The sequence below is a fragment of the Mesorhizobium sp. M2A.F.Ca.ET.043.05.1.1 genome, from assembly GCF_003952445.1.
Lineage (GTDB): Bacteria > Pseudomonadota > Alphaproteobacteria > Rhizobiales > Rhizobiaceae > Mesorhizobium.
This window is the reverse complement of record NZ_CP034446.1, coordinates 1,814,819-1,838,718: the sequence shown is the minus strand read 5'-3', so window position 1 is coordinate 1,838,718 and position 23,900 is coordinate 1,814,819. Positions and strand designations below refer to the sequence as shown.

Here is a 23,900-nt window from a genome sequence, read left to right as displayed (position 1 = left end):
TGGGCTGAATCGCCGCGTTGATCAAGCCGGCTGATCCGACCTATATCTTGGATAAGGGCCCGACGGGGCGCCTTCCAACGTGGAAGCATGACGTGGATCATAACGACAGCGCCCGCATCCTGCTTGCCGGCAGCGGTCCGGCCGGCCTTATCGCTGCGCTCGGCTTTGCCCAGGCTGGCTTTCAGGTGACGCTGGTGGGGCCTGAGGCCAACACCACCGATGGCCGCACCACGGCGCTCATGAACCCCGCCCTGAAGATTCTTGAACGGCTGGGCGTCCTCGCCGAGCTCAAGCCGCAGGCCGCGGCGCTCAAGGTGATGCGCATCGTCGACGCCACAAGGCGGCTGATCCGCAGCCCAACCGTGACCTTCCGCGCCAGCGAGATCGGCGAGGAGCAGTTCGGCCTCAATCTGCCGAACAATGCCCTTATTCCGATCCTCGCCAAGGCGGCTTCAGCGCATGACGGCATTCATTGGCTGAAATCCACGGTAGAATCCTGGAGCCTCGACGCCGACCAGGCTCGTGCAAGGCTGGCCGACGGCGGCGAAGTCTCGGCGTCGCTCGCGGTCGCCGCCGACGGGCGCCTGTCTCCAGCGCGGGAAGCCGCCGGCATTCGCGCATTCGCGCGGCCTTATCCGCAATCGGCGCTTGTCCTCAATTTCGGCCACCGCAGCGATCACGGCTTCGTGTCGACCGAGTTCCACACCGAAACAGGGCCGTTCACCCAGGTGCCGCTGCCCGGCAGGCGCTCGAGCCTTGTCTGGGTCGTGAAGCCGGAGACGGCGCAAGAGCTTGCCGCGCTCGATGATGCAACCCTGTCGGAGCGTATCGAGCAGCAGATGCAATCGGTGCTTGGCCGGGTCTCAGTCGAAGCGGGACGCCAGATCTATCCGTTGTCGGCGGCTTCGCCCGCTCGGTTCGCGCAGAATCGTGTCGCGCTGGTCGGCGAAGCGGCGCATGTGTTTCCGCCAATCGGCGCCCAAGGGCTCAACCTCGGCATCAGGGACATCGACGATCTGATTGGAATCGCCAGCGAAAACCGCGGCGATCCGGGGGCGAGCAGGAGTCTTGCCGCCTATGATACCAGGCGCCGACCCGACATATGGGCGCGCAGCGGCGCGGTGAACCTGCTCAACATGTCGCTGCTGTCGGACATGCTGCCCGCACAGCTGGCGCGCAGCGCCGGCCTCAACGCGCTGGGCAGCTTCGCGCCGCTGCGGGCCTTCTTCATGCGCGAGGGATTGCGGCCGGGCAGCGGCTTTCGCGCCATTGCCGGCGGCTTACGGAAAGAGGTCGGCCGGTAGGATTCCGTGTCGGATCGCGTAGAGCAGCACGGTCACCGTCACCACCGAGAAGCATGTCGTGATCAGCACGCTGGCCGAAGAGCGCTGCACCCATATGTCGTACTGCTGCGCGATGACGAAGACATTGGTCGCGGTCGGCAGCGCCGCCAGCAGCATCGCTGAAAAGACCCAGGTCGGGGAGAAATTGCCGATCCAGCTCAGCACGACATAGCAGAGCAGCGGATGGACGATCAGCTTCAACCCGGCAATCAATGCCAGCTCGTGCGGCACGCGGTTGAGCGGCCTCAGCGCCAGCGTGACGCCCATGGCGAACAAGGCGCAAGGCGCGGCCGCGCGGGCGAGATAATCCAGGAAACGATCGACAGGCAGCGGCGGGTGGAACTCCACATAAGCGGCGGCGACACCAAGGGCGGTCGCGACGATGAAGGGGTGCAGCACGATCTTCTTCGCGACGCCGAGCGCGAGTTGGAGCGGCGGCGCCTTCTCCTTGCCCGAGAGCGCCATCATCATCGGCGCGACCGTGAAATGCACGATGTTCTCGAAGCAGAAGATCAACGCCACCGGCACCGCCGCCTGCTCGCCGAACGCCAGCAAGGCAAGGCCCGGCCCCATATAGCCGATGTTGCCGTAGGCGGCGGCAAGGGCGGTGATCGTCGCGGGCGCGACGCCGCTGCGGGAGGCGAAAATCGACCAGGCGAACATCAGCGTGAAGACGACATAGGTGGCGATGAGCGAGCCAAGGATGAAGCTCCATTCCGTCAACCGCTCGAACGGCGTCGTGGCGAGCAGTTGGAAGAACAGCGCCGGCAGCGCGACATAGGCGATGAAAATGTTCATCCAGCCGAGCGCCTCCAGCGGCTGCCGGGTGATGCGCGCCACCAGGAAACCGATGAAGATCATGCCGAAGAAGGGAAGGACGAGACCGATGACGTCAGACATTTTTCGCTCAGGCGGGAAAACTCCCGCGCGGGCTAGCCCGTTGCTTCGTCCGAGGTCAAGGACTTGGCTATTGAATAGCGCCTGCGCCTGCGCCAAATAGGCCCAGTCGAAAGTCGGAGTCGATTTTCGGCTGCGTGATGTGTAAATTCAAGGTCTTAGGCGCCCTGTGCGCGGCCACGAAAGGCGCCTCGGAACAGCGCATGACCCGAAAATCGATCGATTTTCGAAGAGGATCATGCGCAAACTAAAGTGCTGCAGCGTCCTTTGCGCGTCCGAGAGGACGCGCGGCGCTGCAGGTGGTGAATGCGATGAAAACGGCCAAATTCTCGATCGGGCAAGTGGTTCGCCACAGGCTGTTTCCGTTCCGCGGCGTGATCTTCGACGTCGATCCCGAATTCGCCAACACCGACGAATGGTACGAGGCGATTCCGGCCGACGTGCGGCCGCGCAAGGACCAGCCTTTTTACCATCTTCTGGCGGAAAATTCGGAGACCGAGTACATCGCCTATGTGTCCGAGCAGAACCTGCTCGAGGACCGGTCGGGCGAGCCGGTGCGGCATCCGCAGATCGGCGAGATGTTCGACAAGCTGCCGGACGGCCGCTACGAGCCTAAGCGCCAGTCGAAGCATTGAATGCGATGGCCTTGAGGTAACAAAAAAGCGGGCATTTGCCCCGCTTTTTTGCACGAGAAACGCGCTTGCGCGATCAGTTCGCGGTCTTGGCCTTGTCCTGCTCGTCCTTGAGCTTCTTGGCGAAATCCTGGTTGTTCTTGGCGACGAAGTCCTGCAGCTTCTTCTGCCGGTCCTCAATGTCCGACTGCTGCAGCGGCGGGCCATCATAGGCGCCGCTGAAGCCGGTGAGCGCGATCTTGATGGGGTTCGGCTGGTTCTGGAAGTTGATCGAGGTCAGCGAAATCGCCTGACCCTTCTTGAAAGACGCCACGAGTTGGTCCGTCAGCGGCACCTCGGCGACGCAGCGGTCCGGGAAGCAGATCACATAGTCAAGCTTCTGCGCTTTGCCGCCATCGATCTGCAGGCCGATGCCGGGAGGCACGAGGCGACCGGTCGGGACCGTGACCTGGAAGACCTTGCGGTTCACCTTGCCCTTGAGCTCGATCAGGCTGACGCCGGTGACGAGCTGGCCATTGCCGGCGGTGACGATGTTCTGCACATTGCAGATGTCGACGTCTGCCTGCTTGGTGCAGGCCTTGAACCAGCCCTGAGGAATCTGCGGCTGCTGTTGGGCCGAGGCAGTGAAAAGCCCGGCGCCCAGAACGCCGACCACGCCTGCGGCCAGCACCGAAAGGCGGTACGCGTTGATCGTCATATGGTGCACTTTCCTCTCAAATGATCCCGGGGACCGGCTTCTTCGTGCCGTGCGGTCCAGCTACCTGTTGCCCAAATGAGGCAACAGGATGACTTCGGAGCGCGTGTTACACTGCCAGCGGCATCGAATCCAGCCCGGTTTCCGCGATTTCTTAGTGGTTTCGTGTCCCCAGGAGCGAGCATCGATCGGCGATGGAGCGGCTGAACCCGATTCCCGTTGGCGCGCTGATTCAATCAGATGGCGAAATGCTCTACGGTGCATGGCGAATCACAAAGCCGCCCGGCAAGGAGACGGTCATGGACCGCATTCTCGTCCAACTGATCGCCGCGACCTCGTTTCTGGCTCTTTCGCTCCTTCCGGCGCAATCGGAGCCGAAGCACGGCATTGCCATGCAGGGTGAGCCGGCGCTGCCGCCCGATTACAAGCATTTCGACTACGTCAATCCGGACGCGCCGAAAGGCGGAAGCGTCACCTATTGCGTCGTCGGCTCTTTCGACAACCTCAACCCCTTCATCCTGAAGAGCCTGCGCACCACCGCGCGCGGCATGATCGATACCGTCTACGGCAATCTCGTCTTCGAGCCGCTGATGCAGCGCAACTACAACGAGCCTTTCAGCCTCTACGGCTTGCTCGCCGAGAGCGCCGACATGGATCAGGAGCGCAAGTCGATCGAGTTCCACCTCAATCCCAATGCAAAATGGTCGGACGGCCAGCCGGTGACGCCGGAAGATGTGCTGTTCACCTATGACGTTTTCAAGGACAAGGGCCGCCCGCCCTATAGCGACCGCATGAGCATGATCGCCAAGCTGGAGAAGACCGGCGAGCACAGCGTGAAATTCACCTTCAACGACAAGGCCAACCGCGAATTCCCGCTGATCGTCGCGCTGACGCCCATCGTCCCCAAGCACGCCTTCGACAAGGAGACGTTCGACAAGACGACGCTGAAGCCGCTGATCGGCAGCGGCCCCTACATCGTGGACAAGGTGTTGCCCGGGCAGCGCATCGTCTTCAAGCGCAATCCGGATTATTGGGGCAGGGACGTCCCGTCCAAGCGCGGCTTCGACAATTTCGACCAGGTCACCATCGAGTATTTTCTCAACGCCAATGCCAAGACGGAGGCGTTCAAGAAAGGCATCTGCGCTCTCGATGATGAGACCGATCCGGTCAAGCGTGAGCGCGACATCGACTTTCCGGCATTCCGAAAGGGCGATGTAAAGGAGGAGTATTTCAACACCGGCATCCCGCCGGTGGTGACCGGCTTCCTGTTCAACACGCGGCTGCCCAAGTTTGCTGATCCCGTGGTCCGCCGCGCGCTTGGCATGCTCTACGACTTCGAATGGGCAAACAAGAACCTGTTCGGCGGCAAGTTCAACCGCACCATGAGCTATTGGCAAAATTCCGAGCTGTCCGCGCTCGGTCACCCGGCCGACGATCGCGAAAAGGCGCTGCTTGCCCCCTACCCCGGCCGTGTGCCTGCCGATGTCATGGACGGCACCTGGCGGCCGCCCGTGACGGATGGTTCGGGCCAGGATCGCAAGGTGCTCAAAGCCGCCTTCGAATTGCTGAAGAGCGCAGGCTTCCGCGTCCAGGACGGCCGGATGCTCGACCCGCAGGGAAATCCGTTCGGCTTCGAGATCCTGACCTCATCGCAGGATGAGGAGCGGCTGGCGGCGATCTACCAGCGCACGCTGGAGAAGATCGGCATCGACGTCGGCATCCGCTCGCTCGACGGCGACCAGATCCAGTCGCGCAAGCAGCGTTACGACTTCGAGGTGCTGATCGGCACCAGCGGCTTCAACAACTCCTTGTCGCCCGGCAGCGAGCAGCTCGGCCGCTGGGGATCGGTTGCCGCGAAAACGGAAGGGTCGTTCAATCTCGCTGGCGTTGCCGATCCTGCCGTCGACGCCGCGATCGACGCGATGCTGAACGCCCGCACCAAGGAAGACTATGTCGCTGCCGTCCGCGTCCTCGATCGCCTTCTGATCTCGGGCAACTATATCGTGCCGATGCAATACAACACGCAGCAATGGCTCGCTTACTGGAGTTATCTGGAACATCCGCAAAAGACCCCCATATTCGGCTATCAACTGCCGACCTGGTGGCGAAAGCCCAACTGACGCAACCCCGACCAACCGGAACCAAACAGGAGACGAGCATGAGCGCCGAGAACTCCATCACTGTCGATGTTGTGTCCGATGTCGTCTGCCCCTGGTGCTTCATCGGCCAGAAGCGGTTGGACAAGGCCATTGCTGCCGCAAGCGATGTCGACGTGCGTGTCAGTTGGCGACCATTCCAGCTCGATCCGACCATCCCGCCTGGAGGCATGGATCGCCGCCAATACATGCTCGGCAAGTTCGGCAGCGAGGAACGCATTCAACAGATCCATGCGCGCATCGAGCCGCTGGGCGAAGCCGAGGGAATCCACTTCGCATTCGGTGCCATCAAGGTCGCGGCCAACACGCTGGACGCGCATCGCGTCATCCGCTGGGCGGGCGCCGCGGGCGAAGATGTGCAGAACCGGCTGGTGCGCCGCCTCTTCCAGCTGAATTTCGAGGAAGGCGCCAATATCGGCGACAATGCCGTGCTAGTGAAGGCCGCCGGCGAGGCCGGCATGGATGCATCGGTGGTCGAGACGCTGCTGCCAACCGACGCCGACGTCGAGGCGGTCCGCAACGAGATCGCCACCGCATCGCGCATGGGCATCACCGGTGTGCCCTGCTTCCTGCTTGAGGGCAAATACGCGGTGATGGGCGCACAAGATGCCGACACGCTTGCCGACGCGATCCGCCAGGTGGCCCGGGCCAAAGCGCGCGGCGAATTGGAAACCGTCGCGGACTGAGCATCGTCCGGCGCAGCTCGGGCGAAAGGCTACGGTTCTCCTATTTCGCGGTCACCTTGGCCTTGCTCAGGAAGAATCCGTGGCCATTGCTGCCAGTGCAGCTCAGTCCCTTCGTCGACGACTGGCAGGAAAACGGCCCCTGGCTCCAGCTGTTGCCGTAGCCGAGCTTGGTCGCGTCGCTGCAACAGCCCTGCTCGCCGGGATTCTTGATCAGTGCCGCCGGCCCTTTGGGTACCAAAATCACCGTGACATAGCTCGGCTCGACGCGCGAGCAGGAAAGCTCCGGCCCGCCATCCCGCGGCTGGTAGGTGCTGGTGCCGCCCTTCGGCGTGTAGATGCAGCCGATATTGCCGGACGGCGTGTTGAATTCGACCTGGCCTTCGGCGCTGGCCGGAATGCTCTGGCTGCCGGCATGCGCCGCCGACAAACAGATGAAAATGCTGAGCAGCCCGGCCGCGATTTTGCGTGCAGGCATGTCATCCCCCTCGACATAAACCATCGCCGGGCAGATTCGACCCGGCAGGCGGGCGTTGTCAAATCCGGTCCAGCCGTCAAAACACGATCTGGTGAATCGCCCCGAACACCGCGCTGAGCTAGGAACGGCAAGGGTCAGCTGATTTGAAGGGTCACCGAATGGCGGTCAGGCGTCGCGCATTGTCGTTGTTGTGCTTGCCACTCGCCCTTGGGCTTCCGCTGACATTGCAGCGCGTGTCCGCCGAGGAAGCCGTCATGTCGGCGACTTTCGAGGGCAAGCCCTGGACAGCGTCCTTCACCTTGGCCCAGACGATGCAGATGGGCGGCAAGCCGATGCTGAACTTGTCGGGCACAGAACAGGGGGCGCCGACCATGACCTTCAATTCGATGCTCGAGCTGAAGGATCCGAACGACCTTGCTGGCGGCTATCCACTCAAGACGGGCTCGCCTGCCAACAGCGCCAACTTCAACATTCTCGATTCCGGCGCCATGGTAGGCCATGTCCGTTTCAGCAGCGGCGAGATCGTCATCGACAAATACGACGCAGCCGCAAAGACCATTTCCGGTCATTTCAGCGCCTCCGGAAAAGACGAATCGGGCAAGCCCGAAGAGGTCATCGACGGCAAATTTTCGGGCATTCCGGTCACCGTCCAGTAGCCATTTCGGCTGACCGGCACCCCTTTTTCGTTCACAAACCCGTGTTTTTTGCTTCCCTAAGGGAAGCTTTCCGTCTGTTGGCTCAATTGCCTTTAACACACTGGAATAAAAGCCGAAATCAGCGCGATGGACGGTCCCTGGGCATTGGCTTTCTGTTGCCCTCGCGCCACGGCGGGGTAACCCTGTTCACATTCGCCCGCAGAAAATTAATGGAAAATGATCAATTGGTGTTACCCTGTGTAACAAAACTAGAAAGGTTTGGGCGGGATCGTGACTGGGGTCGGTAGACCGCAACGTACAGTACCGGAGCAAACATCCAGCGAGGCAAAGACCTCGTCCCTGACGCCGGTATCGTCGATGCGTACATTCTGGGGGCTGATGCGAGCCTACTGGTTCTCCGACCGGTGGAAGGAAGCCTGGACGCTCACCTTCGTCATCGCCGCCCTCACCGCTCTCTCCAGCAAGGCCGGCGTTTGGTTTGCCGTGGCGCTGGGCGAACTCGGCAATTCGATCGCCTTCCTCCACGATGCCGCCAACACCCATCCGCTGCAGACCATCCTGACCAACGCCGGCATACTGGTACTGCTGGTGATCCTGAAGGATGCCGGCTTCACCGGCGTGCGCAACCTCGTTTCAACGACCCTGCACCGCAAATGGCGCGGTTGGCTGGACAACCAGTTCAACCAAGCCCTGCTAGACGGCAATCATACCCATTTCCATGCCCAGCATGGTTCGGCGGCCAGCGGCATCGTCGCTCCCGACAATATCGACCAGCGGATCCAGGAATCGATCAAGGACATGACTGGCGGCGCCATCGGGCTTGCCATGGGCGTGCTTGGCGTGGCGACGTCGCTCTACTTCATCGGCGAAAACCTGATCGGATCGTCGGTCGAGGTCAAAGGCCTAGAATTCCTGGGCGGCTATGGCACCGCGGTTCTGGCTTTCCTTGCCGTCGCCATCTACGTGCCGCTGAACACCTGGATCGCGGTCAAGCTCGGACGCCTGCTCGAGCGGCTCAATGTCCGCATGCAACAGGCGGAGGGCAGCTACCGCAGCGAACTCATTACATTCCTGCGCCGCAGCTTCCATGTTGCCGCCTCGCATGGCGAGGACGTGCAGAAGTCGATGCATGACAGGCTCTATGTCGATATCGACAAGACATGGGGCCGACTGAATATCGTCAATACCAGCTACACCTCGTTCGAGCTGATCTACAATTTCGTCGGCGCCCGTATCGTTGCCTACGCGCCAGGCCTCTTGTCGTTCATCCACAACCGCCTCGACTACAAAGGCTACATCACCGGTTCCGAAATGGTCGCCCAGTTGATCAGCCAGTGCTCGTGGTTCATCCATGTCATGCCGGCGATTGCGACGCTCAGAGCCAACAGCCAGCGCGTGACCGAGCTCGCCAACGCGATCGAGAACGTCCAGCGCCCGCGGGAATTCTACCAGCAGACCGGCCGATCCGACTTCAGCTACGCGAGCCAGAATCCGGTTTTCGGTCTCACGATCCAGAAGTTGGAACTCGCCCATCAAGGCGAGGACGCCACACCTTTCCTCAGCGCTGCGAACCTCCGTTTCCGCCGCGGCGAATGGACCTTCCTCAAGGGCGAGTCCGGCTGCGGCAAGACTTCGCTGATCAAGGCGATCAACGGCCTCTGGCCCTATGGGCGCGGCACCATCGTGTTCCCGGAAAGCGTGACGAGCTTCTATGCCGCGCAGGAGGTCAAGCTTCAGCAGGTCTCACTGAAGCAGCTCGTTTGCCTGCCGGGCTCAGAGCACGACCACGGCGATATGCAAGTTGCGGCCGCCCTGCACAAGGCCGGTCTCGGCGACTTCATCGAACACCTGGCCGACGAGAGCCGCGAAGGCAAGATCTGGGACCAGGTGCTTTCGGGCGGCCAGAAGCAGAAGCTGGTGGTCGCGCGCATCATCCTGCAGCAGCCCGGGCTTCTCTTCCTCGATGAGGCGACCGGCGCGCTCGACCCCGATGGCAAGATAGCCTTCCACCAAGCGATCAAGGACAATTGTCCGAACGTCACCGTAATCAGCGTCATGCACGAGGCAGTGCCGCCGCGCTCGCTTTCCGGCGAGGAATTCTACCACAGCGTGGTCGCGATCGCCGACGGCGTCGCCACCAAGAAGCCGCTCGCTCCCAGCCTGCCGCGCGAGCTCACCACGATCCTCACTCAGCCGCCGCGGCCGACCGAGGACAAATGGCTGCGCTTCCGCCGGCTGAAGCAGAAATAGCAATCAGGCCAAGCTTTTACCTGCTTCCATAGCTTGGCTGCTGCGGCTGCCGGTCACAGTCTCGCGATCCGACCTCACCTCACCCGATTTCCGAGCTTTTGACAATTGACTCGGCAAAAAGCGCTCCTATGTTGCGCCAGCTCGCCAAATTCAAACTCGAACCCCGCGAGCAGAAAGGTCAACCCGCCATGCCTGGCGACAGTCACAGTCGAACGCAACCGCCGTCCGCCCTGACGTGACCTGAACGACTCACGTCCTGCCGGACGGCAAGGAGTGAGCCATGAACGAATTCGCACCCGTATCGGACGACGAAGCCGTCGCCGTCGCCCGTGTTCTTGCCAACGATCACGTCGCCGACGTCGTCGAAGCCCTCAATCACGAGCCTCGCGAAACAGCCATCGAGCTGCTCTGCGCCGTGCCGTTCGAGCGACTGGTCGAGATTTTCGATCAGCCGGAACTCGAAAGCGCTCCGGAACTCGCGGAAGCACTGCCACGCGCCAAGGCGAGCAAGCTTTTGACCGCCATGTCGGTCGACCGCGCGGCCGACATCCTGCGCGAGCTGGATGAACCGGCCCGCTCGGAGCTGCTCGGCGCGCTTGCCCCGCCGCTGCGCGCCACGCTGCTGTCCATCCTCGGATACCCAGAAGGCAGCGCCGCCTCGATCATGACGACCGAATTCGTCAGCGTGCCTTCCGACTGGACCGTCGGCCGCACGCTCGACTACATCCGCAAGGTCGAGCGCACGCGCGAAACCATCTACGCCATCTACATCGTCGATCCGGAGACGCAGCTCCTGCTGCGTTCGACCGGGTTGCGCCGGTTGATCACCGGCAATCCGGAGGATTCGATCCTGTCGGTGGCGCCTGATCGTATGCCGGTGACGGTGACGCCGCTCACCGATCGCGAGAACCTGGCGCAGACCATCTCCAAATACGACCTGCTCGCCTTGCCTGTCGTCGACCAAGGCAGAATCCTCGGCATCGTCACCGTCGACGACATCATCGACACGATGATCGAGGAAACGACCGAGGACGTGCATCGCTTCGGCGGCATGGAGGCGCTGGACGAGCCCTATATGAAGATGGGCTTCCTCGCCATGATCCAGAAGCGCGCCGGCTGGCTCTGCGCGCTGTTCCTCAGCGAGATGCTGACGGCCAACGCCATGCAGTCCTATGAGGGCGAGCTGGAGAAGGCGATTGTGCTGACGCTGTTCATTCCGCTTATCATGAGCTCCGGCGGCAATTCCGGCTCGCAGGCGACGTCGCTCGTCATCCGCGCGCTGGCGCTGCGTGAAATCGGCCTGCGCGACTGGTGGCGGGTGGCGCTGCGCGAGCTGCCGACCGGGGTGGTGCTCGGCTCGATCCTTGGCGTAGTCGGCATCTGCCGCATCGCGCTCTGGCAGTATTTCGGCCTCTACGACTACGGCCCGCACTGGATGCTGATCGCGGCGACGGTGGGCGCGGCGCTGATCGGCATCGTCACCTTCGGCTCGCTGTCGGGATCGATGCTGCCTTTCGCGCTGAAGCGGATCGGCTTTGACCCGGCAAGCGCCTCTGCGCCGTTCGTCGCCACGCTGGTCGACGTCACCGGGCTGGTGATCTACTTCTCGGTGGCGCTGGTGATCCTGCGCGGCACGCTGCTCTAAAAATCTTGGGTCGCTGGCGTCGCCAGCGGCCCCAAAGCTGCAATCAAACGCGTTCGCCGTTCTTCACGCGGTAGGTCGGCTTGTACATAGTGACCAGTTCCTCGGCCGCGGTCGGATGCACGGCCATGGTGCGGTCGAAATCGTCCTTGGTCAGCCCCGCCTTCAGCGGGATGCCCAGAAGCTGCGCCATCTCGCCGGCATCGGGACCCAGGATATGAGCGCCGAGCACCTTCCTGGACGCGCCGTCGACCACCAGCTTCATCAGCATCTTCTCGTCGCGGCCGGACAGCGTGTGCCGCATCGGACGGAAGGACGCGCGATAGATCTCGACGTCGGGGAAGCGCTTGACCGCGTCGTCCTCCGACAGGCCGACGGTTCCAATCTCCGGCTGGGAGAATACAGCGGTCGGGATGGTGTCGTGATCCGGCGCGGTCGGATTGCCCTTGAAGGCGGTCTCGATGAAGCACATCGCCTCGTGGATGGCGACCGGCGTCAGTTGCACGCGATGGGTGACGTCGCCGATCGCCCAGATGTTGTCGAGGTTGGTGCGCGAATATTGGTCGACCATGATCGCGCCCGTCTTGCTGAGTTCGACGCCGACGCCTTCCAGGCCCATATTCTCGGTATTGGGGATACGCCCGATCGCCAGCATGACCTGGTCGACCGTCAGCGTTTGGCCGGAGGACAGCAGCACGTCCAACCTGCCGTCGGGCGTCTTGCGCACCCATTCCGAAACCGCGGGACAGAGGATCTTGATCCCCTTCTTCTCCATCGTCTCATGCAGCGAGCGGCGCAGATCCATGTCGAAGCGGCTGAGGATCTCCTGGCCGCGATAGACCAGCGTGGTGTCGACGCCCAGGCCGTGGAAAATGTTGGCGAACTCGACGGCGATGTAGCCGCCGCCCTCGATCATGATCGCCTTCGGCAGTTCCTTGAGATCGAAGGCCTCGTTGGAGAAGATGCAGTACTCGTGGCCCGAAAGCGCCGGATGCGGCGCCGGCCTGCCGCCGGTGGCGATCAGGATCTGGTCGGCGCTGACGGTGCGGTCTTCGGCAACCAGGTAGACGGAATGCGGGTCGACCAGCACGGCGCGCGAGTGGAAGGTCTCGCCGCCTGAGCCCTCAACATTCCTCTTGTAGATCGCTTCGAGCCGCGCGATCTCCTTGTCCTTGTTGGCGACCAGCGTCTTCCAGTCGAAGCTCGCCTCGGGCACCGTCCAGCCATAGCCGGCGGCATCAGTGAAATGCTCGGAAAATTGCGAGGCATAGACATAGAGCTTCTTCGGCACGCAGCCGCGGATGACGCAGGTGCCGCCGAAGCGGTATTCCTCGGCGATGGCGACGCGCTTGCCGAGGGCCGCCGCCACCCGGGCCGCCCTGACCCCACCGGAGCCGCCGCCGATGACGAACAGATCATAGTCATAACCGGCCATCGTGCTGGGCTCCTGGGGATGAGAAAGACGGGTCACAGGTAGGCTGCCAAGCGGCAAAAGAAAAGCCCGGGCAAAGCCGGGCTTTGTGGTCCAGCGGCCGACGGCCGAATTGAAGCCGGTCAGTTCGCGGAATTGTCGGCGGGCGCCGAGCCATCGGCCGGAGCGGAATTGTCGGCCGGCGCGGTGGCGTCCGGAGCTGGCGCTGCCGGCGCCGCGGCCTTGGCAGCGGCGGCAAGCGTCTCGCCGACCTGCTGCGCGAGATCGCGGGCAACGCCGTTCTGCCAGATGTCGGCCGCCTTTACGAGATCACGCGTCACCGCGGGACCGCTGTCCAGCAGCTTCTTTCCGGAATCGGAGCTGTAGAAGGCGGCGATATCGTTGAGCTCCTTCTCGGAAAACACCTTGGCATAGGCAAGCGCTGCTTCCTTTTCGAGGTCGGCGCGACGCGATGCCATGCCGAGCGCCTTCTCGGTCACGGTCTTGCCGATCAGCTCCTGCATGTCGGGGTTCTTCTGGATGAGCTGCGACTCCAGCGCGGCCGCCGCCTGCGGCAGAATGTTGTCGAACGAGTCCGTGGCATGGATCGCAGCGACGGCCGCGCGCGCGGCCTTCAGGTGCGACTCGCTGACATCCTGCGCAAACACCGGCGAGGAGAGCGCGAGGACGGCCGAGGCCGCCAGAAACATCGAAAGGCGGCGAACCCGTTTATGCAACATCATGGTCGATAGAACTCCCTGGTTTTCGGGCGACATGGACGGTTTCGATACCGTCGCCGCCGGCGATGATGGCCGTTGACGCCAGCCCGATGAATAGACCGTGCTCGACAACGCCTGGAATGGCGAAGAGAGCATTCGAAAGCGCTCTTGTATCCGGAATGCGGCCAAAAGATGCATCGAGGATAAAGTGGCCGCCGTCTGTAACAAATGGCTGGCTTCCCGTCATCCTCAATGTAACCGGGCCGGAAAGGCCGAGCCTTGCCGCGGCGGCGCGAACCGCGATCTCGGTGGCGCGCAGGCCGAATTGGTTGACCTCGACCGGCAGCGGGAAGCGGCCGAGAGTCCCGACCAGCTTGGACTTGTCGGCGATCACGATCATGCGCTCGGATGCGGCCGCGACGATCTTCTCGCGCAGCAGCGCGCCGCCGCCGCCCTTGATCAAGGTCAGGTCCGGATCGATTTCGTCGGCGCCGTCGATGGTAAGGTCGAGTTCCGGCGTGTCCTCGAGCGTGGACAGCGGCACGCCCAGTTCGCGACAGAGCGCCGCGGTGCGCTCGGAAGTCGGCACACCGATGATCTTGAGGCCGGTCGCAACCTTCTCGGCCAGCAGCCGCACGAACTCGTCCGCCGTGGTGCCGGTGCCGATGCCAAGCCGCATGCCGTCGCCGACATGGGCGAGCGCTGCCCGCGCGGCTTCGACCTTCAACTGCCTTGCATCCATGGGGAGCCCTGATTTCGCCGGTTTCGCGCGCCTCCTAGCATTTTTGCCTGTCCCGTCAAAGGCTCCCTCGTCAAAGGCTCTGTGGACCGATCGAGGCTTCTTGCTTGAACCCTGGCCAGCCTGTATCGGCTGCAGCAATAAGAATTTCGCAGGACCGCCCATGACCCGCCCGATCATTGTCTTCGACCTCGACGGTACGCTGGTCGACACGGCGCCGGACTTGCTGGACAGCCTCAATCACAGCCTGGCGGCGAGTGATCTGGCCGCCGTCGACGAAGCCGGCTTCAGGCGCTTCGTCGGCCATGGCGGCCGCGTCATGATCGAACGCGCGCATGCCGCGCAGAACAAGGCGCTGATAGCCGAAGAGCACGACCGGCTGCTGAAGCTCTTCCTCGACCATTACACGCTGAACATTCCCGGCAAGTCGCGCCCCTACCCCGGCGTCATTGCCGCGCTCGACCGTTTCCAGGCCGCCGGATACCTTATGGCCGTCTGCACCAACAAATACGAAGCCAATTCCGCGACGCTGATCGGCGCGCTTGGCATGTCGGACTATTTTGCCGCGATCTGCGGCCAGGATACGTTTGCCTTCCGCAAGCCCGACCCGCGCCATCTCACCGAGACCATCCGGCTGGCCGGCGGCGATCCGAGCAGCGCCGTGATGGTCGGCGATTCGCAGACCGACATCGACACCGCCAAGGCAGCCGGAATTCCCGTGGTCGCGGTCGATTTCGGCTACACCGACCGCCACGTCCGCGAATTCGAGCCCACGCTGGTGATCTCGCATTTCGACACGCTGACGCCGGACCTGGCGGAACGGCTGATCGCGGCGGCGCGCTGAGCCGGCGCCAAATCCCGCCGACGGAAAATCAGGGAAATCAAACCGCGGAATACCTCGGGACATCGCCTTGACTTCCCGCGCCCGCCTACCTTATATCGCGGCTCGCTTCGGCCTTCGGGCCACAGGCGGGCGATTAGCTCAGCGGGAGAGCACACCCTTCACACGGGTGGGGTCGCAGGTTCAATCCCTGCATCGCCCACCATCCAACTCAATGAATATGTTGGATGATCTGACCCACAAGCTCACAAGCAATGCTGCCTACGTCGTTGAGCACGCCAAGGCTCAAATAAGCCCTCTCCGCACATTCATCCGCGTCACCGCCGTCACCAATACGGCGCCGGTCATGAAATAGAGCGTGGCGATGATGTGGCCCTGGTGGAAATGCAGCCCGGCGAACAGCAGGGCCATGACCACGGCAAGGAAGGCGATGATGCGCGAGAATTCGTCGGGCATGGGGCGACCTTGTGCAATGTGTTGAGCGGCCGCCCTCTTCAGCCGCACGCTCCATAGAGCGGTTTTCGATTTTTCGCAATCGGCACGGTGGCGCGACGCTTCAGCTATGTTGGCATTATCGCGCCACAGCATTTCCCGTTCATTCGCCCCTGGATTCATTGGGCAGGTTGCAAGGAGCTGGCTGGCGCCCTTGCCAAACGCATGCGTGTGGAACTGGAAACGCTTGAAAATATCGACTTTCCATCCGGTTCGATGTTCTGGGCGCGTCCCCAAGCACTTAAGCCGCTCCTGGATCTCAATCTGGCGGCCACCGACTTTCCCGAGGAAAGCGGTCAGCTATCTCTTACAAACGCGCATGCAATCGAACGTCTGTTTTTTGTTTCTTGCGAGGTGGCCGGATTGAAATGGCTCAAGATAGCAATCCTGCAGTGGCATCCGTCAAACAAGCACCACCAATCAGCCTCGTCGCGGTTAATCGTCCGACGGTTCGTCAGAAAACGAAATGTCGCCTTGCTTCACGGAGAAAACCGCAACAGGCCATGACGATGCAACCTGCACAAGTGCGGATCGCGCCCTAATATCCACGGCAGAATCAACCAGCAGCAGGGGAATGCATGACCGACATTTTCCAACACACACTCGTCCATCCGATCCATGGCGAGGTGCCGCTCCTACCGTTCGACAAGAAGGACGCCGAATGGGACCAGGGAAAGGTGGCGACCGCTCGTCGCCTGATTGCCGCCTACAAAGCCACTATGTCGCAAGAAAGCCCGCTTCGGCAAATCATGAACGGCGATCTTTGGTCCGCGTTGACACGTGACCATTTCGGTCAGCTGCTGGGGATCCTGCACGCCGAGGATGCAGAGCAGCTATCGCGCTACCTCGTCGATTTCGGCCGGGAATACACATGGTTCGGTGGCATCACAACGGGCGTAGACGGTTATACGTACTGGGATCGCGATGACCGGTTCGTAGCTTACAGCTACTTCGACAAATTGGTTTGCCTGGGCGAAGCCCTGGGGGTCCTTTCGGCTGAAAGCCCGGAACAGGGCCCTCGGGAAAGTGGGGCAACAACATTCAATCCGACCCGGAAGGCCTTGTCCGTGCCATAGAAGCACAGCTCGGCATCAAAATCGTTCCGCCTCAAGGCACGGTTCATGTCGCAGGATTGAGTGTCGGAAGTGGATTGCTGCACTACCGGCACATCAACGCGGTTTACCTCGCAACCCGAATCCGGGATTTTGCTGCACCCCAAGACCGCATTTGCGAATTTGGAGGAGGACTCGGGTTAGCGGCTTACTACTTGAACTTGTTCGGCCGCAAGAATGTTACGATCTTCGATCTTCCGATCGTAAACATTCTGTCGGGGTACTTTCTGATCGGTACACTTGGCCAGGAGGCCGTCTGCCTCGAAGGCGAAGAACCGCGACCGGACACGATCGCGATAAGAGCGAATTGGAATTGCGAGAAGGCGGCTGATGGTGCTTTTCGTATCACGGCCAACCAGGATTCATTTCCGGAAATCAATCGTCGCATCTTTGACGAATATGTCGAGCAGATAAGACGCACCACATCAGGCTTCTTCCTGAGCATCAACCACGAAGGTGAGCAGAAAATAGCGGGTGGCGAAAAACACCTTCACGTTTCGAAGCTCTTAAGCACCAGTCCTGACTTTCATCGCATGTACAGAAGTCCCTACTGGCTTCGCAGAGGCTACGTGGAAGAACTGTATAGGATTGTATAGGGAAAGTCTTGGATGCTTCGTGCCCGTACTTGGCAAATCCGCCCACGGTCACATCGTTTCGGCTCAGGCCAGGTCCACCTCGACCCACAGTCCGCCCGGCCCTCGGGCCGCATCGCGCGGTGCGCTGCGCACCGCCTGGATCGAACCGGACGGCGCGGCAAAGGCCGGTTTGCCGTTCTTGTCCGCCAGCCATGGATCATCGGCGCGGATGACGCGCCCCTTGGTCTTCGTCTCGAGCGCGGTCAGGATGCCGTCATAGGGCATCTCGCCCCAATGCACTTTCACCGCGTCGACCTTGTTGGTCGGGATGAAAGCCGAAAGGTCCGGGCTAGTCAGCAGGTCGAAACCCTGTTTCTGCGGCGTGGCGTTCTGGCTGCCGTGATGGGCGACCTTGAGATAGACGGTGCGCGCCAGAAGATCGGCCGATGTGACGGTGCCTTGACCCACCGGCCATTTCAACTCCTTCCAGCTCAGCCAGTTGCCGATCTGGGCGTCACCCGGGAACAGCAGTACCCGGGCCGAGTCGATGAACTCGAAGGCAAGCACCAAGCTGGTGTTGTTGACGCCGCGGTCGAGCTGCAGGGCAAGGTCGGCGGCGATCCCCATCCAGTCGGCGTCGATGCGTCGCCAGGACTGATCGCGATCTTCCATGGCCGCCACGGCCGAAACCGGCCCGGAATAATGCTTGCGGACATAGGCGCCGATATCGACGGCCGGGTCGCTGCCCTTGTCGCCGTTCAGTGCCGCGGAAAGCGGCGTGCCGACATTGCGCTCGAAGGGACTGAGCTCGTCGACATAATCGGCGTCGGCCGCCTCGTTCATCTTGAGGCCGCTGGCCAGCGCCCGCGCGAACGGGCCGCCGCTGGCCAGCGGGAACATCTCGCTCGCCTTCTCTTCCAGACGCAGCGCGGCCTTGTCGCGCGGTGGGCCTAAGACATAGACACGAAGGTTGGGCAGCCCGTCGATCGACACCGGCGGTCCACCCGGCTCGAAATAGGTCGGCGACGGTTTTTGCGACAGCTTTGCCGCCGCGTCGCGGGCCGAGCGCACACGCTCGCCGGCGGCGCCGAACTGGAAGCCGAGCACGGACTGCAGGCCGTCGCGAACGCCGGCCATGTAGGAACTGAGCCCCTGCATTCCATCGAGCTTCTGGCCCACGCCCTGCAGCGCGGTGATCGCCTGGCCCTTGAACTTGCCCAGTTCCGTGGCCTCGGCGTCGGCGGGATTCTCGGTCCACGCCATCCAGACATCGGCGACGACGAAATCCTTGAAAAGGTCCTTCGCCGTCAGGAAGCCCGAGACATGGTCCCAGTGCTCGTGCGTGACGACGAGAATGTCGATCTTGCCGCCGGTCTCTTTCCTGATGTCGGCGACGATGTCGCCGACCAGCGCCGGACCGCCTGCGATCGAGACATGGATGCCGCAATCGATGAGCATGCGGAACGGCGTGCCGTCCGCCTTCTTGAAGGTAAGCAGATGGCAATCGCCGATGCCCTGACAGTAATGCCGTACGGTGACGCCCGCGGCCTGTTGTGCCGCTGCGGCAGCCGTTCTCGCTGGCCTTGTCCGCGTCGCTGGCCTTCTAGACATGGTCGTCGTCTCCATCGCTGGCATGCAGCAAGGCAAACGGCTCCGACACCTCGCCGCCGAAATAGAGCGCTCTGAGCGGCGACAGATAGTTGGCGGCCATGGTGCCTGCCTGGCGCTTCTGGCGGTCCGCGCTGCCGGTGTTCTTGATGATCGAGTAGCGGATCTCCTCGAAACCCTCGCGCGGGTCGATGATGATCGTCGCGCCGCCGCGGAACCAGAAGAAGCCGTCGCCCTTGGCCATGCCTTGCGGCATCGCCGTGCCGTCGAGCGCGACCGGAATGCGCTGCTGGATGACAACCACGACCTCGACGCGGAACGAGCCGTCCGGCTCGACGCGGCGCGTCGGGCGCACACCATAGACATCGAAGGTCGTCTCGCCCTTCTTCGGCGCGTGCATGACCGTGCCGTCCTCATTGTAGCGGGGCAGATCGGGCAGCAGGCCGAACTGCTTGTAGAGGTCCGGATTGGAGGCAAAGGCCTTGTGCATGGCCTTCCACAGCGCGTAGCGGTTCTTGTCGTTGAGCGCGAAGATCTCGGCCCGCTTTAATTTCTGGTTCCAGCCGAGGTCGATCCTGCTGAGCAGGCCTTTCAGCCAGCCAGGCGACGGATTCTCCGGCGCGCTCCAGGCGAGCGTGTCTTCCGAGATGGTGCGCACGTCGCGCGGCAGAAGCTTCCATTTGCGGAACGATTCCAGGAAGGCCAGCCGGTAGTGCAGCGGATCGTCCGGGTAGGCGTCGCGGTCGGCGGTGATCAGCGCGCGCAGGTATTCGCCGAAGGTGATGTCGACGGACGGGCAATAGTCGAGCGCGCGGATGCACATGGTCAGCATCTGCTTCGCGGTCTTGGCGACCTCGTCGGTCAGGCGCTCGACAAGGCTTGGAGGCAAGGTTCCCGCCGGCAGTATGCCGGAGCCGCCCGTGGCGAGCTGGATCAGGTCGTCGGTCCGCCGATCGGCGATCGCCAGGAAGGCCTGGTAGACGGCGAAGACCAGGATAGAGCCGCGGTCATGCGCCTCGAAGGTCTTGTCGTAATCGAGATCGGCCATGCCGGCGCCGCCATATTCGCGCAGCGGCCCGGCCCGTCCGCTGCCTTCGCCGAACTGCTTGGCGATGCCGGAGAGCAGCGAGGCGGCCGACAACTCGCCCCTCGCCTTGCCGATCTCGAAGCTGACCAGTTCCTTCATCGTGAAATGCTGGAACAGCGCGACGATATCGGCGAAGGCCTCGTGGAAGGCCGGCACATCCGGGTTTGACGCTTCCTGGAAGCGGCGATGCAGCCCGTCGAGCAAGGCGTGCGACATCTCATGTGCGACGATGTCGCTGGACAGGCACGAGAACACCGTCGTTCCGGGCGTGGTGACGTCGCCTTCATTGCTGGTCGCCGGGAAATAGCCGAACAGCAGCGCCTTCTTTTCCGGGCTGTAATAGGCATTCTCGGCCCGCAGCGCGTGCGGATAGATGCGCAGGCGCGGCACGTAGTGCGCCTTCACCGTCATGTCGCCGGTCCGGCCGGGAGCCTCGGCATAGTGCGGCGCCCACAACGCCCGCCGGCCAAGCGCACGCTCGAAATGGCCGATCGTGGTCATGGCGACGGCGTAGACCATCTGCTGGTGGAATCTCGGGTTGCCTTCCGAAGGCGGCAGCCCGTCCTGCGCCAGAAGCACTTTGTCGTTGAGGTCGACGGGGTCGTAGACGCGGTCGGACGCCGGGTCGACATCGACCACTTCGAGATATTCGCCGATCGGACCGGGCAGCAGCGGCCTGTCGGTCGCCGGCTCGTCGTCCCAAGGCACCGAAAGCGTCGACTGGTAGACCGAAACCGAATCCAGCCGCTTTGCGACCGATGGATCGAGCGCGTAGATGCGCAGGCGCCGTTGCGGCGGCGGCAGCGGCCGCGGCTTGCGCCTGATGGCCGGCGCCAGGCCCATGACCGGCGCCGGAACCGCCGCGCTGGCGCCCGGACGGCCGAGCAAACCTTCCAGGAAGGCCTTCAGCGGCTTTGACGGATTGCCCTGGTCGAGGGCGGCTTCGAGATAGCGGTTGCGTGCCGCGGCCGAGATATTGCCCGGATCGCCATCCGGGTCGGCGATCGCCTGTTCGATTGCCGCGCTGCCTTGCGCCATCTGCGTCAATTCAAGCGCAAACATCATCCGCTGCCGGAGCGCCGCTGGCGTGGGCGCCGCCAACGAGCTTCCACCGGTCAGAAGGTCGAGCCAGCTCCATGTGTAGGTGGCGGGAGCAAGTTTCGTCAGGCTGTTCGCCGCCGGCGGCGGGAAGCCCAGCGCATCGAAGGCCCGCAAGACGCCCTGCCCGATCTTCTGCTTCGTCTCAGCCGCGTTCATCTTGGCCGTCGATTTCAAGGCCTTGGCGAACAGTGCCTTGCGCACCGCCTCGATCCGCATCCACGGCTGGGGATAGTTCTTCACCACGTCCCAATGCTCGGCCAGCCACAGAGCGGCCGCAGCGGCGACCTGCGGCGTCGCGGCCGAGGTGCCGCTGCCGTCCATGTCGACCACCTTGCGGCAATCGATCTCGGCCCAGGGCACGTTCGGTGTGTAGGCGCCAAGCGCCGTATCCATCTTCGAGGGCGGCCCGTAGTTGCCCTGCATGGTGCCGAGGGCGAGCCCGGCATAGGCGCGCCCGTCGCCCATCACGCCGCAGGCCGCAAGCACCCGGTTGTAGCGCGCGGGATAGACGATACTGCTGGGCGTGATGGTGAAATTGTTGCCGGCCGCCGTGACCATCACCACGCCGTGGTCGTAGGCAAGGTTGACGGCGTCGACTAGGGCCTGCGAGGCGAGGCCGCCCATGCTCATCGACAACACCTGCGCGCCTTGCTGGCGCGCGTAGTCGATGCCTTGCACCATGGTGCCAGTGGTCAGCCGCACCACCCAGTCGGCGATGCGCACCGGCAGGATTTTCGCGAGCGGCGCGCCGCCGACGAAATCTGTGAAGCCCGGCCAGTGCGGCGACGTTCCGTCGAGCTTGTTGCCGGCTAACAGGCTGAGCGTGCCGGTTCCATGGCCGCGATTGCTGGTCAGCGTGCCGGCCGGAGCGTGATCGGTCGCGTTGTTCGGGCCGGTCCCGTCGTCGACGAAATTGCGCTGCTGCGCTGTAAGAAGTCCGGCTGGAAGGGTCTCGTGACCGGGATCGAAACCGGTATCGAGATGGGCGATGGTGATGTTGGCCTGCCTGGCGCCGACGCTTTCGCGCGCGGCCTTGAACTGGCTAAAGTCCGGCGCGGCATTCCAGGCGACCCGGCCTGACACCGTCGCTTGTCCACCGCTCGGATCCTGATCGTCGAAAGTGCATGTCGGAGCCGCGCTCGCCGCCATGCCGCGCTCGCCGGCGCCGTTCCGGTAATCCCATTGCTGCATGATATCGGGCTCGACCGCGAGCACCTCACCGCCCGCGGCGGCCAGCGCCGGGTTCCGGGCGACAAGATCGTGGGCGTGGTCCCAGGGATTGTCGGTGTCAGCCGCATCCGTGGCCAACCGCAACCAGGTAGCGCCGCGATCCGCGGCCGCGGCCGTACCGGCGGCTGCGGCGCCAGGCGGGAGAGCAAGGATCGGATCGGCTTCGATCCCGCCAATCCGCGGCGGCCCGCCTCGCACCGATAGCCCCGCGCCGTCGCCGCGAACCTTTACAAGGAGTCCCTTCGCGCTTGCCACGGCGTCCCCTCCCCCAAGATGAACCTTGGCGCCGACCGTCCGCTGCAGTCAAGCCAAGGTTCCAGGCGCGCTTCGACTGATCTCTTTGCCGACTAGGCAATCATGCCGGCTGCACGGCAAAGATTGACAGCAAAGATGATCGAGGCGTGAACTACAAATTCTAAAATAATCATCGGTGCGTCCGACGCGCATATCTGTGAGCACCTTCACATACGTCACAAAGCGCTTGCGCTCAGATGCTGTAGCGGCGGCATCGATGGCCCGAGCTGATTTACGGCGTCCGAAGCTGCTGCCGAATATGCGGTTCTCGAGGAGAAATTTCGATCACCTAGCCATTTTCAGGTTTGCTGTCTGCGCGCATGGGCACCTCCCCCAAGCGCGCGGACGGCGTCCAAGGATCGGCCCGCAACCGCCAGTGCGCCCGGTCTCCTTACAGTTTGCCGGCTTATCCGGTTTCGACGTGTCGGGCATGACATTGGAACGTCTGTCAGCCACCCGCCGAATTCGGAGAGTCACCGTAGAAGGAGACGACGCTTTGATCGAGCACGCACTTATCCTACAATTTCCGTCTAATCAGAGGCGGAATCGTATCATGGCTACAAACGGCGCGGACGACAGCAACCTGCCGCGCCTGGCGCGCATCGATCCGCGCCACTTCGACCTGCTGTTCGGCGGCTGCAAGCTGGAGCGCTACGCCGCCGGCCAGCATTTGTTCGTCCAAGAGGATGCCTCCGATCGCATCTATGGTGTGATAAGCGGCACGGTCGAGATCTCGATCTATTCGCCGGGCGGACAGAAGCTGGTGGCCAATATCGAGCTGTCGCGCAGCCTCGTCGGCGAGATCGGGGCACTGGACGGACGCCCGCGCACGGCCACCGCCAGCTGTCTCACGGCATGCGAGCTGGTTTCGCTGAGCCGGACACAACTCTTTGACCGCATTGAGAAAAACCCGTCTCTCGCGAGAGCGATGATCGAATTGCTGTGCACGCGGCTGCGCTGGGTCAGCGGCGAGTTGGGCGACCAGGCCTTCTTCGGCATCGAGGCCCGGCTGGCGAAGCGGCTGGTGTTCCTGAGCGGGGTCATGGCCGACTCCGCCGGCTGGATTCCGATTTCGCAATCCGAGCTCGGCGAATTCCTCGGCGCGACGCGCGAATCCGTCAACAAGACGCTCAACGACTGGCGCAACCGTCAGATGATCGCCATCAAGCGCGGCGGCCTGCGCATCATCAACGCCGCCGCGCTGAACCACATCGCCGAATCGCAGGACGACGACTGAGCAGGCTCGGCGACTTCGCCCAA

Annotated in this window: 21 protein-coding genes and 1 tRNA gene; 13 read left to right on the top strand and 9 right to left on the bottom strand. The window is 62.9% G+C overall.

The window, feature by feature from the left end:
• Positions 1 to 92 precede the first annotated feature (92 nt).
• Positions 93 to 1,304, top strand: a complete 1,212-nt coding sequence (locus tag EJ069_RS08735) for a UbiH/UbiF family hydroxylase (protein ID WP_126060958.1) — start codon at positions 93 to 95, stop codon at positions 1,302 to 1,304.
• Here the strand turns inward: EJ069_RS08735 and EJ069_RS08730 are convergent.
• On the bottom strand, positions 1,281 to 2,243 hold the full coding sequence (locus EJ069_RS08730; RefSeq protein WP_126060957.1) for an AEC family transporter: 963 nt from the start codon (positions 2,241 to 2,243) through the stop codon (positions 1,281 to 1,283). The two genes, EJ069_RS08735 and EJ069_RS08730, sit on opposite strands and share 24 nt — an antisense overlap.
• A 308-nt stretch (positions 2,244 to 2,551) precedes the next feature.
• Here EJ069_RS08730 and hspQ point away from each other — a divergent pair, with 308 nt between their 5' ends.
• Positions 2,552 to 2,875, top strand: a complete 324-nt coding sequence (gene hspQ / locus EJ069_RS08725) for a heat shock protein HspQ (RefSeq protein ID WP_042642369.1) — start codon at positions 2,552 to 2,554, stop codon at positions 2,873 to 2,875.
• Positions 2,876 to 2,948: 73 nt separating this feature from the next.
• Here the strand turns inward: hspQ and EJ069_RS08720 are convergent, their stop codons facing one another.
• Positions 2,949 to 3,569: an invasion associated locus B family protein gene (locus EJ069_RS08720; RefSeq protein WP_126060956.1), complete on the bottom strand. Its 621-nt coding sequence runs from the start codon at positions 3,567 to 3,569 to the stop codon at positions 2,949 to 2,951.
• A 296-nt stretch (positions 3,570 to 3,865) separates the two neighbouring features.
• Here EJ069_RS08720 and EJ069_RS08715 point away from each other — a divergent pair, with 296 nt between their 5' ends.
• The gene (locus EJ069_RS08715) at positions 3,866 to 5,686 is read left to right on the top strand and encodes an extracellular solute-binding protein (protein WP_126060955.1); all 1,821 of its coding nucleotides are present in this window, start codon (positions 3,866 to 3,868) and stop codon (positions 5,684 to 5,686) included.
• A 38-nt stretch (positions 5,687 to 5,724) separates the two neighbouring features.
• Positions 5,725 to 6,408 (top strand): DsbA family protein, encoded by a 684-nt coding sequence (locus EJ069_RS08710; protein WP_126060954.1) that lies wholly within the window; start codon positions 5,725 to 5,727, stop codon positions 6,406 to 6,408.
• A gap of 40 nt (positions 6,409 to 6,448) precedes the next feature.
• Here EJ069_RS08710 and EJ069_RS08705 read toward each other — a convergent pair whose 3' ends face one another.
• A complete protein-coding gene (locus EJ069_RS08705) occupies positions 6,449 to 6,907 on the bottom strand; it encodes a hypothetical protein (protein WP_245456482.1) in 459 nt (152 codons plus the stop codon).
• A 230-nt stretch (positions 6,908 to 7,137) separates the two neighbouring features.
• Between EJ069_RS08705 and EJ069_RS08700 the strand changes: the two genes are divergently transcribed.
• From EJ069_RS08700 to mgtE, 3 genes are all read left to right on the top strand, one after another.
• The gene (locus EJ069_RS08700) at positions 7,138 to 7,539 is read left to right on the top strand and encodes a DUF6252 family protein (RefSeq protein ID WP_126060953.1); all 402 of its coding nucleotides are present in this window, start codon (positions 7,138 to 7,140) and stop codon (positions 7,537 to 7,539) included.
• A 357-nt stretch (positions 7,540 to 7,896) separates the two neighbouring features.
• Positions 7,897 to 9,789: an ABC transporter ATP-binding protein/permease gene (locus EJ069_RS08695; RefSeq protein WP_189341681.1), complete on the top strand. Its 1,893-nt coding sequence runs from the start codon at positions 7,897 to 7,899 to the stop codon at positions 9,787 to 9,789.
• Between the two features lie 280 nt (positions 9,790 to 10,069).
• Positions 10,070 to 11,434 carry a magnesium transporter gene (gene mgtE, locus EJ069_RS08690; protein ID WP_126060951.1) on the top strand — a complete coding sequence of 455 codons (1,365 nt, stop codon included), beginning with the start codon at positions 10,070 to 10,072 and terminating at the stop codon, positions 11,432 to 11,434.
• Positions 11,435 to 11,477: 43 nt separating this feature from the next.
• Here the strand turns inward: mgtE and gor are convergent, their stop codons facing one another.
• From gor to rpiA, 3 genes are all read right to left on the bottom strand, one after another.
• Complete coding sequence (gene gor / locus EJ069_RS08685; protein WP_126060950.1) at positions 11,478 to 12,866, bottom strand: glutathione-disulfide reductase; 1,389 nt, start codon at positions 12,864 to 12,866, stop codon at positions 11,478 to 11,480.
• A 119-nt stretch (positions 12,867 to 12,985) separates the two neighbouring features.
• On the bottom strand, positions 12,986 to 13,585 hold the full coding sequence (locus tag EJ069_RS08680) for a DUF2059 domain-containing protein (protein ID WP_126060949.1): 600 nt from the start codon (positions 13,583 to 13,585) through the stop codon (positions 12,986 to 12,988).
• Positions 13,572 to 14,303: a ribose-5-phosphate isomerase RpiA gene (gene rpiA, locus EJ069_RS08675; protein ID WP_126060948.1), complete on the bottom strand. Its 732-nt coding sequence runs from the start codon at positions 14,301 to 14,303 to the stop codon at positions 13,572 to 13,574. Before rpiA ends, EJ069_RS08680 begins: the two co-directional genes overlap by 14 nt.
• A 160-nt stretch (positions 14,304 to 14,463) precedes the next feature.
• Here rpiA and EJ069_RS08670 point away from each other — a divergent pair, with 160 nt between their 5' ends.
• Complete coding sequence (locus tag EJ069_RS08670) at positions 14,464 to 15,144, top strand: phosphoglycolate phosphatase (protein ID WP_126060947.1); 681 nt, start codon at positions 14,464 to 14,466, stop codon at positions 15,142 to 15,144.
• A gap of 127 nt (positions 15,145 to 15,271) precedes the next feature.
• Positions 15,272 to 15,346, top strand: a tRNA-Val gene (locus EJ069_RS08665).
• A gap of 80 nt (positions 15,347 to 15,426) precedes the next feature.
• On the opposite strand, the gene EJ069_RS32670 is transcribed toward EJ069_RS08665, so the two are convergent.
• Entirely contained in the window at positions 15,427 to 15,597 is a 171-nt protein-coding gene (locus EJ069_RS32670) for a hypothetical protein (protein ID WP_181179958.1), read from the bottom strand.
• A gap of 87 nt (positions 15,598 to 15,684) precedes the next feature.
• Here EJ069_RS32670 and EJ069_RS08660 point away from each other — a divergent pair, with 87 nt between their 5' ends.
• From EJ069_RS08660 to EJ069_RS08650, 3 genes are all read left to right on the top strand, one after another.
• Positions 15,685 to 16,140 (top strand): rhamnan synthesis F family protein, encoded by a 456-nt coding sequence (locus tag EJ069_RS08660; protein ID WP_210211325.1) that lies wholly within the window; start codon positions 15,685 to 15,687, stop codon positions 16,138 to 16,140.
• 71 nt (positions 16,141 to 16,211) lie between these two features.
• Complete coding sequence (locus EJ069_RS08655) at positions 16,212 to 16,709, top strand: C-type lectin domain-containing protein (RefSeq protein WP_126060945.1); 498 nt, start codon at positions 16,212 to 16,214, stop codon at positions 16,707 to 16,709.
• Between the two features lie 74 nt (positions 16,710 to 16,783).
• The gene (locus EJ069_RS08650) at positions 16,784 to 17,341 is read left to right on the top strand and encodes a hypothetical protein (protein ID WP_126060944.1); all 558 of its coding nucleotides are present in this window, start codon (positions 16,784 to 16,786) and stop codon (positions 17,339 to 17,341) included.
• A 63-nt stretch (positions 17,342 to 17,404) separates the two neighbouring features.
• Here EJ069_RS08650 and EJ069_RS08645 read toward each other — a convergent pair whose 3' ends face one another.
• Together EJ069_RS08645 and EJ069_RS08640 are read right to left on the bottom strand one after the other, a co-directional pair.
• On the bottom strand, positions 17,405 to 18,931 hold the full coding sequence (locus EJ069_RS08645) for an MBL fold metallo-hydrolase (protein WP_189476236.1): 1,527 nt from the start codon (positions 18,929 to 18,931) through the stop codon (positions 17,405 to 17,407).
• A complete protein-coding gene (locus tag EJ069_RS08640) occupies positions 18,924 to 22,430 on the bottom strand; it encodes a S8 family serine peptidase (protein ID WP_245456481.1) in 3,507 nt (1,168 codons plus the stop codon). The genes EJ069_RS08645 and EJ069_RS08640 overlap by 8 nt, the downstream gene beginning before the upstream one ends.
• 763 nt (positions 22,431 to 23,193) lie before the next feature.
• Here EJ069_RS08640 and EJ069_RS08635 point away from each other — a divergent pair.
• A complete protein-coding gene (locus tag EJ069_RS08635; protein WP_126064666.1) occupies positions 23,194 to 23,877 on the top strand; it encodes a Crp/Fnr family transcriptional regulator in 684 nt (227 codons plus the stop codon).
• The last annotated feature ends 23 nt before the right edge of the window (positions 23,878 to 23,900 follow it).

Coding starts and splice junctions, on each gene's coding strand:
- EJ069_RS08645 (WP_189476236.1), bottom strand. CDS start 18,931: ATGTCTAGAAGGCCAGCGACGCGGACAAGGCCAGCGAGAACGGCTGCC.
- EJ069_RS08710 (WP_126060954.1), top strand. CDS start 5,725: ATGAGCGCCGAGAACTCCATCACTGTCGATGTTGTGTCCGATGTCGTC.
- EJ069_RS08720 (WP_126060956.1), bottom strand. CDS start 3,569: ATGACGATCAACGCGTACCGCCTTTCGGTGCTGGCCGCAGGCGTGGTC.
- rpiA (WP_126060948.1), bottom strand. CDS start 14,303: ATGGATGCAAGGCAGTTGAAGGTCGAAGCCGCGCGGGCAGCGCTCGCC.
- EJ069_RS08670 (WP_126060947.1), top strand. CDS start 14,464: ATGACCCGCCCGATCATTGTCTTCGACCTCGACGGTACGCTGGTCGAC.
- hspQ (WP_042642369.1), top strand. CDS start 2,552: ATGAAAACGGCCAAATTCTCGATCGGGCAAGTGGTTCGCCACAGGCTG.
- EJ069_RS08700 (WP_126060953.1), top strand. CDS start 7,138: ATGTCGGCGACTTTCGAGGGCAAGCCCTGGACAGCGTCCTTCACCTTG.
- EJ069_RS08715 (WP_126060955.1), top strand. CDS start 3,866: ATGGACCGCATTCTCGTCCAACTGATCGCCGCGACCTCGTTTCTGGCT.
- EJ069_RS08705 (WP_245456482.1), bottom strand. CDS start 6,907: ATGGTTTATGTCGAGGGGGATGACATGCCTGCACGCAAAATCGCGGCC.
- EJ069_RS08635 (WP_126064666.1), top strand. CDS start 23,194: ATGGCTACAAACGGCGCGGACGACAGCAACCTGCCGCGCCTGGCGCGC.
- mgtE (WP_126060951.1), top strand. CDS start 10,070: ATGAACGAATTCGCACCCGTATCGGACGACGAAGCCGTCGCCGTCGCC.
- EJ069_RS08655 (WP_126060945.1), top strand. CDS start 16,212: ATGACCGACATTTTCCAACACACACTCGTCCATCCGATCCATGGCGAG.
- EJ069_RS08695 (WP_189341681.1), top strand. CDS start 7,897: ATGCGTACATTCTGGGGGCTGATGCGAGCCTACTGGTTCTCCGACCGG.
- EJ069_RS32670 (WP_181179958.1), bottom strand. CDS start 15,597: ATGCCCGACGAATTCTCGCGCATCATCGCCTTCCTTGCCGTGGTCATG.
- EJ069_RS08730 (WP_126060957.1), bottom strand. CDS start 2,243: ATGTCTGACGTCATCGGTCTCGTCCTTCCCTTCTTCGGCATGATCTTC.
- gor (WP_126060950.1), bottom strand. CDS start 12,866: ATGGCCGGTTATGACTATGATCTGTTCGTCATCGGCGGCGGCTCCGGT.
- EJ069_RS08680 (WP_126060949.1), bottom strand. CDS start 13,585: ATGATGTTGCATAAACGGGTTCGCCGCCTTTCGATGTTTCTGGCGGCC.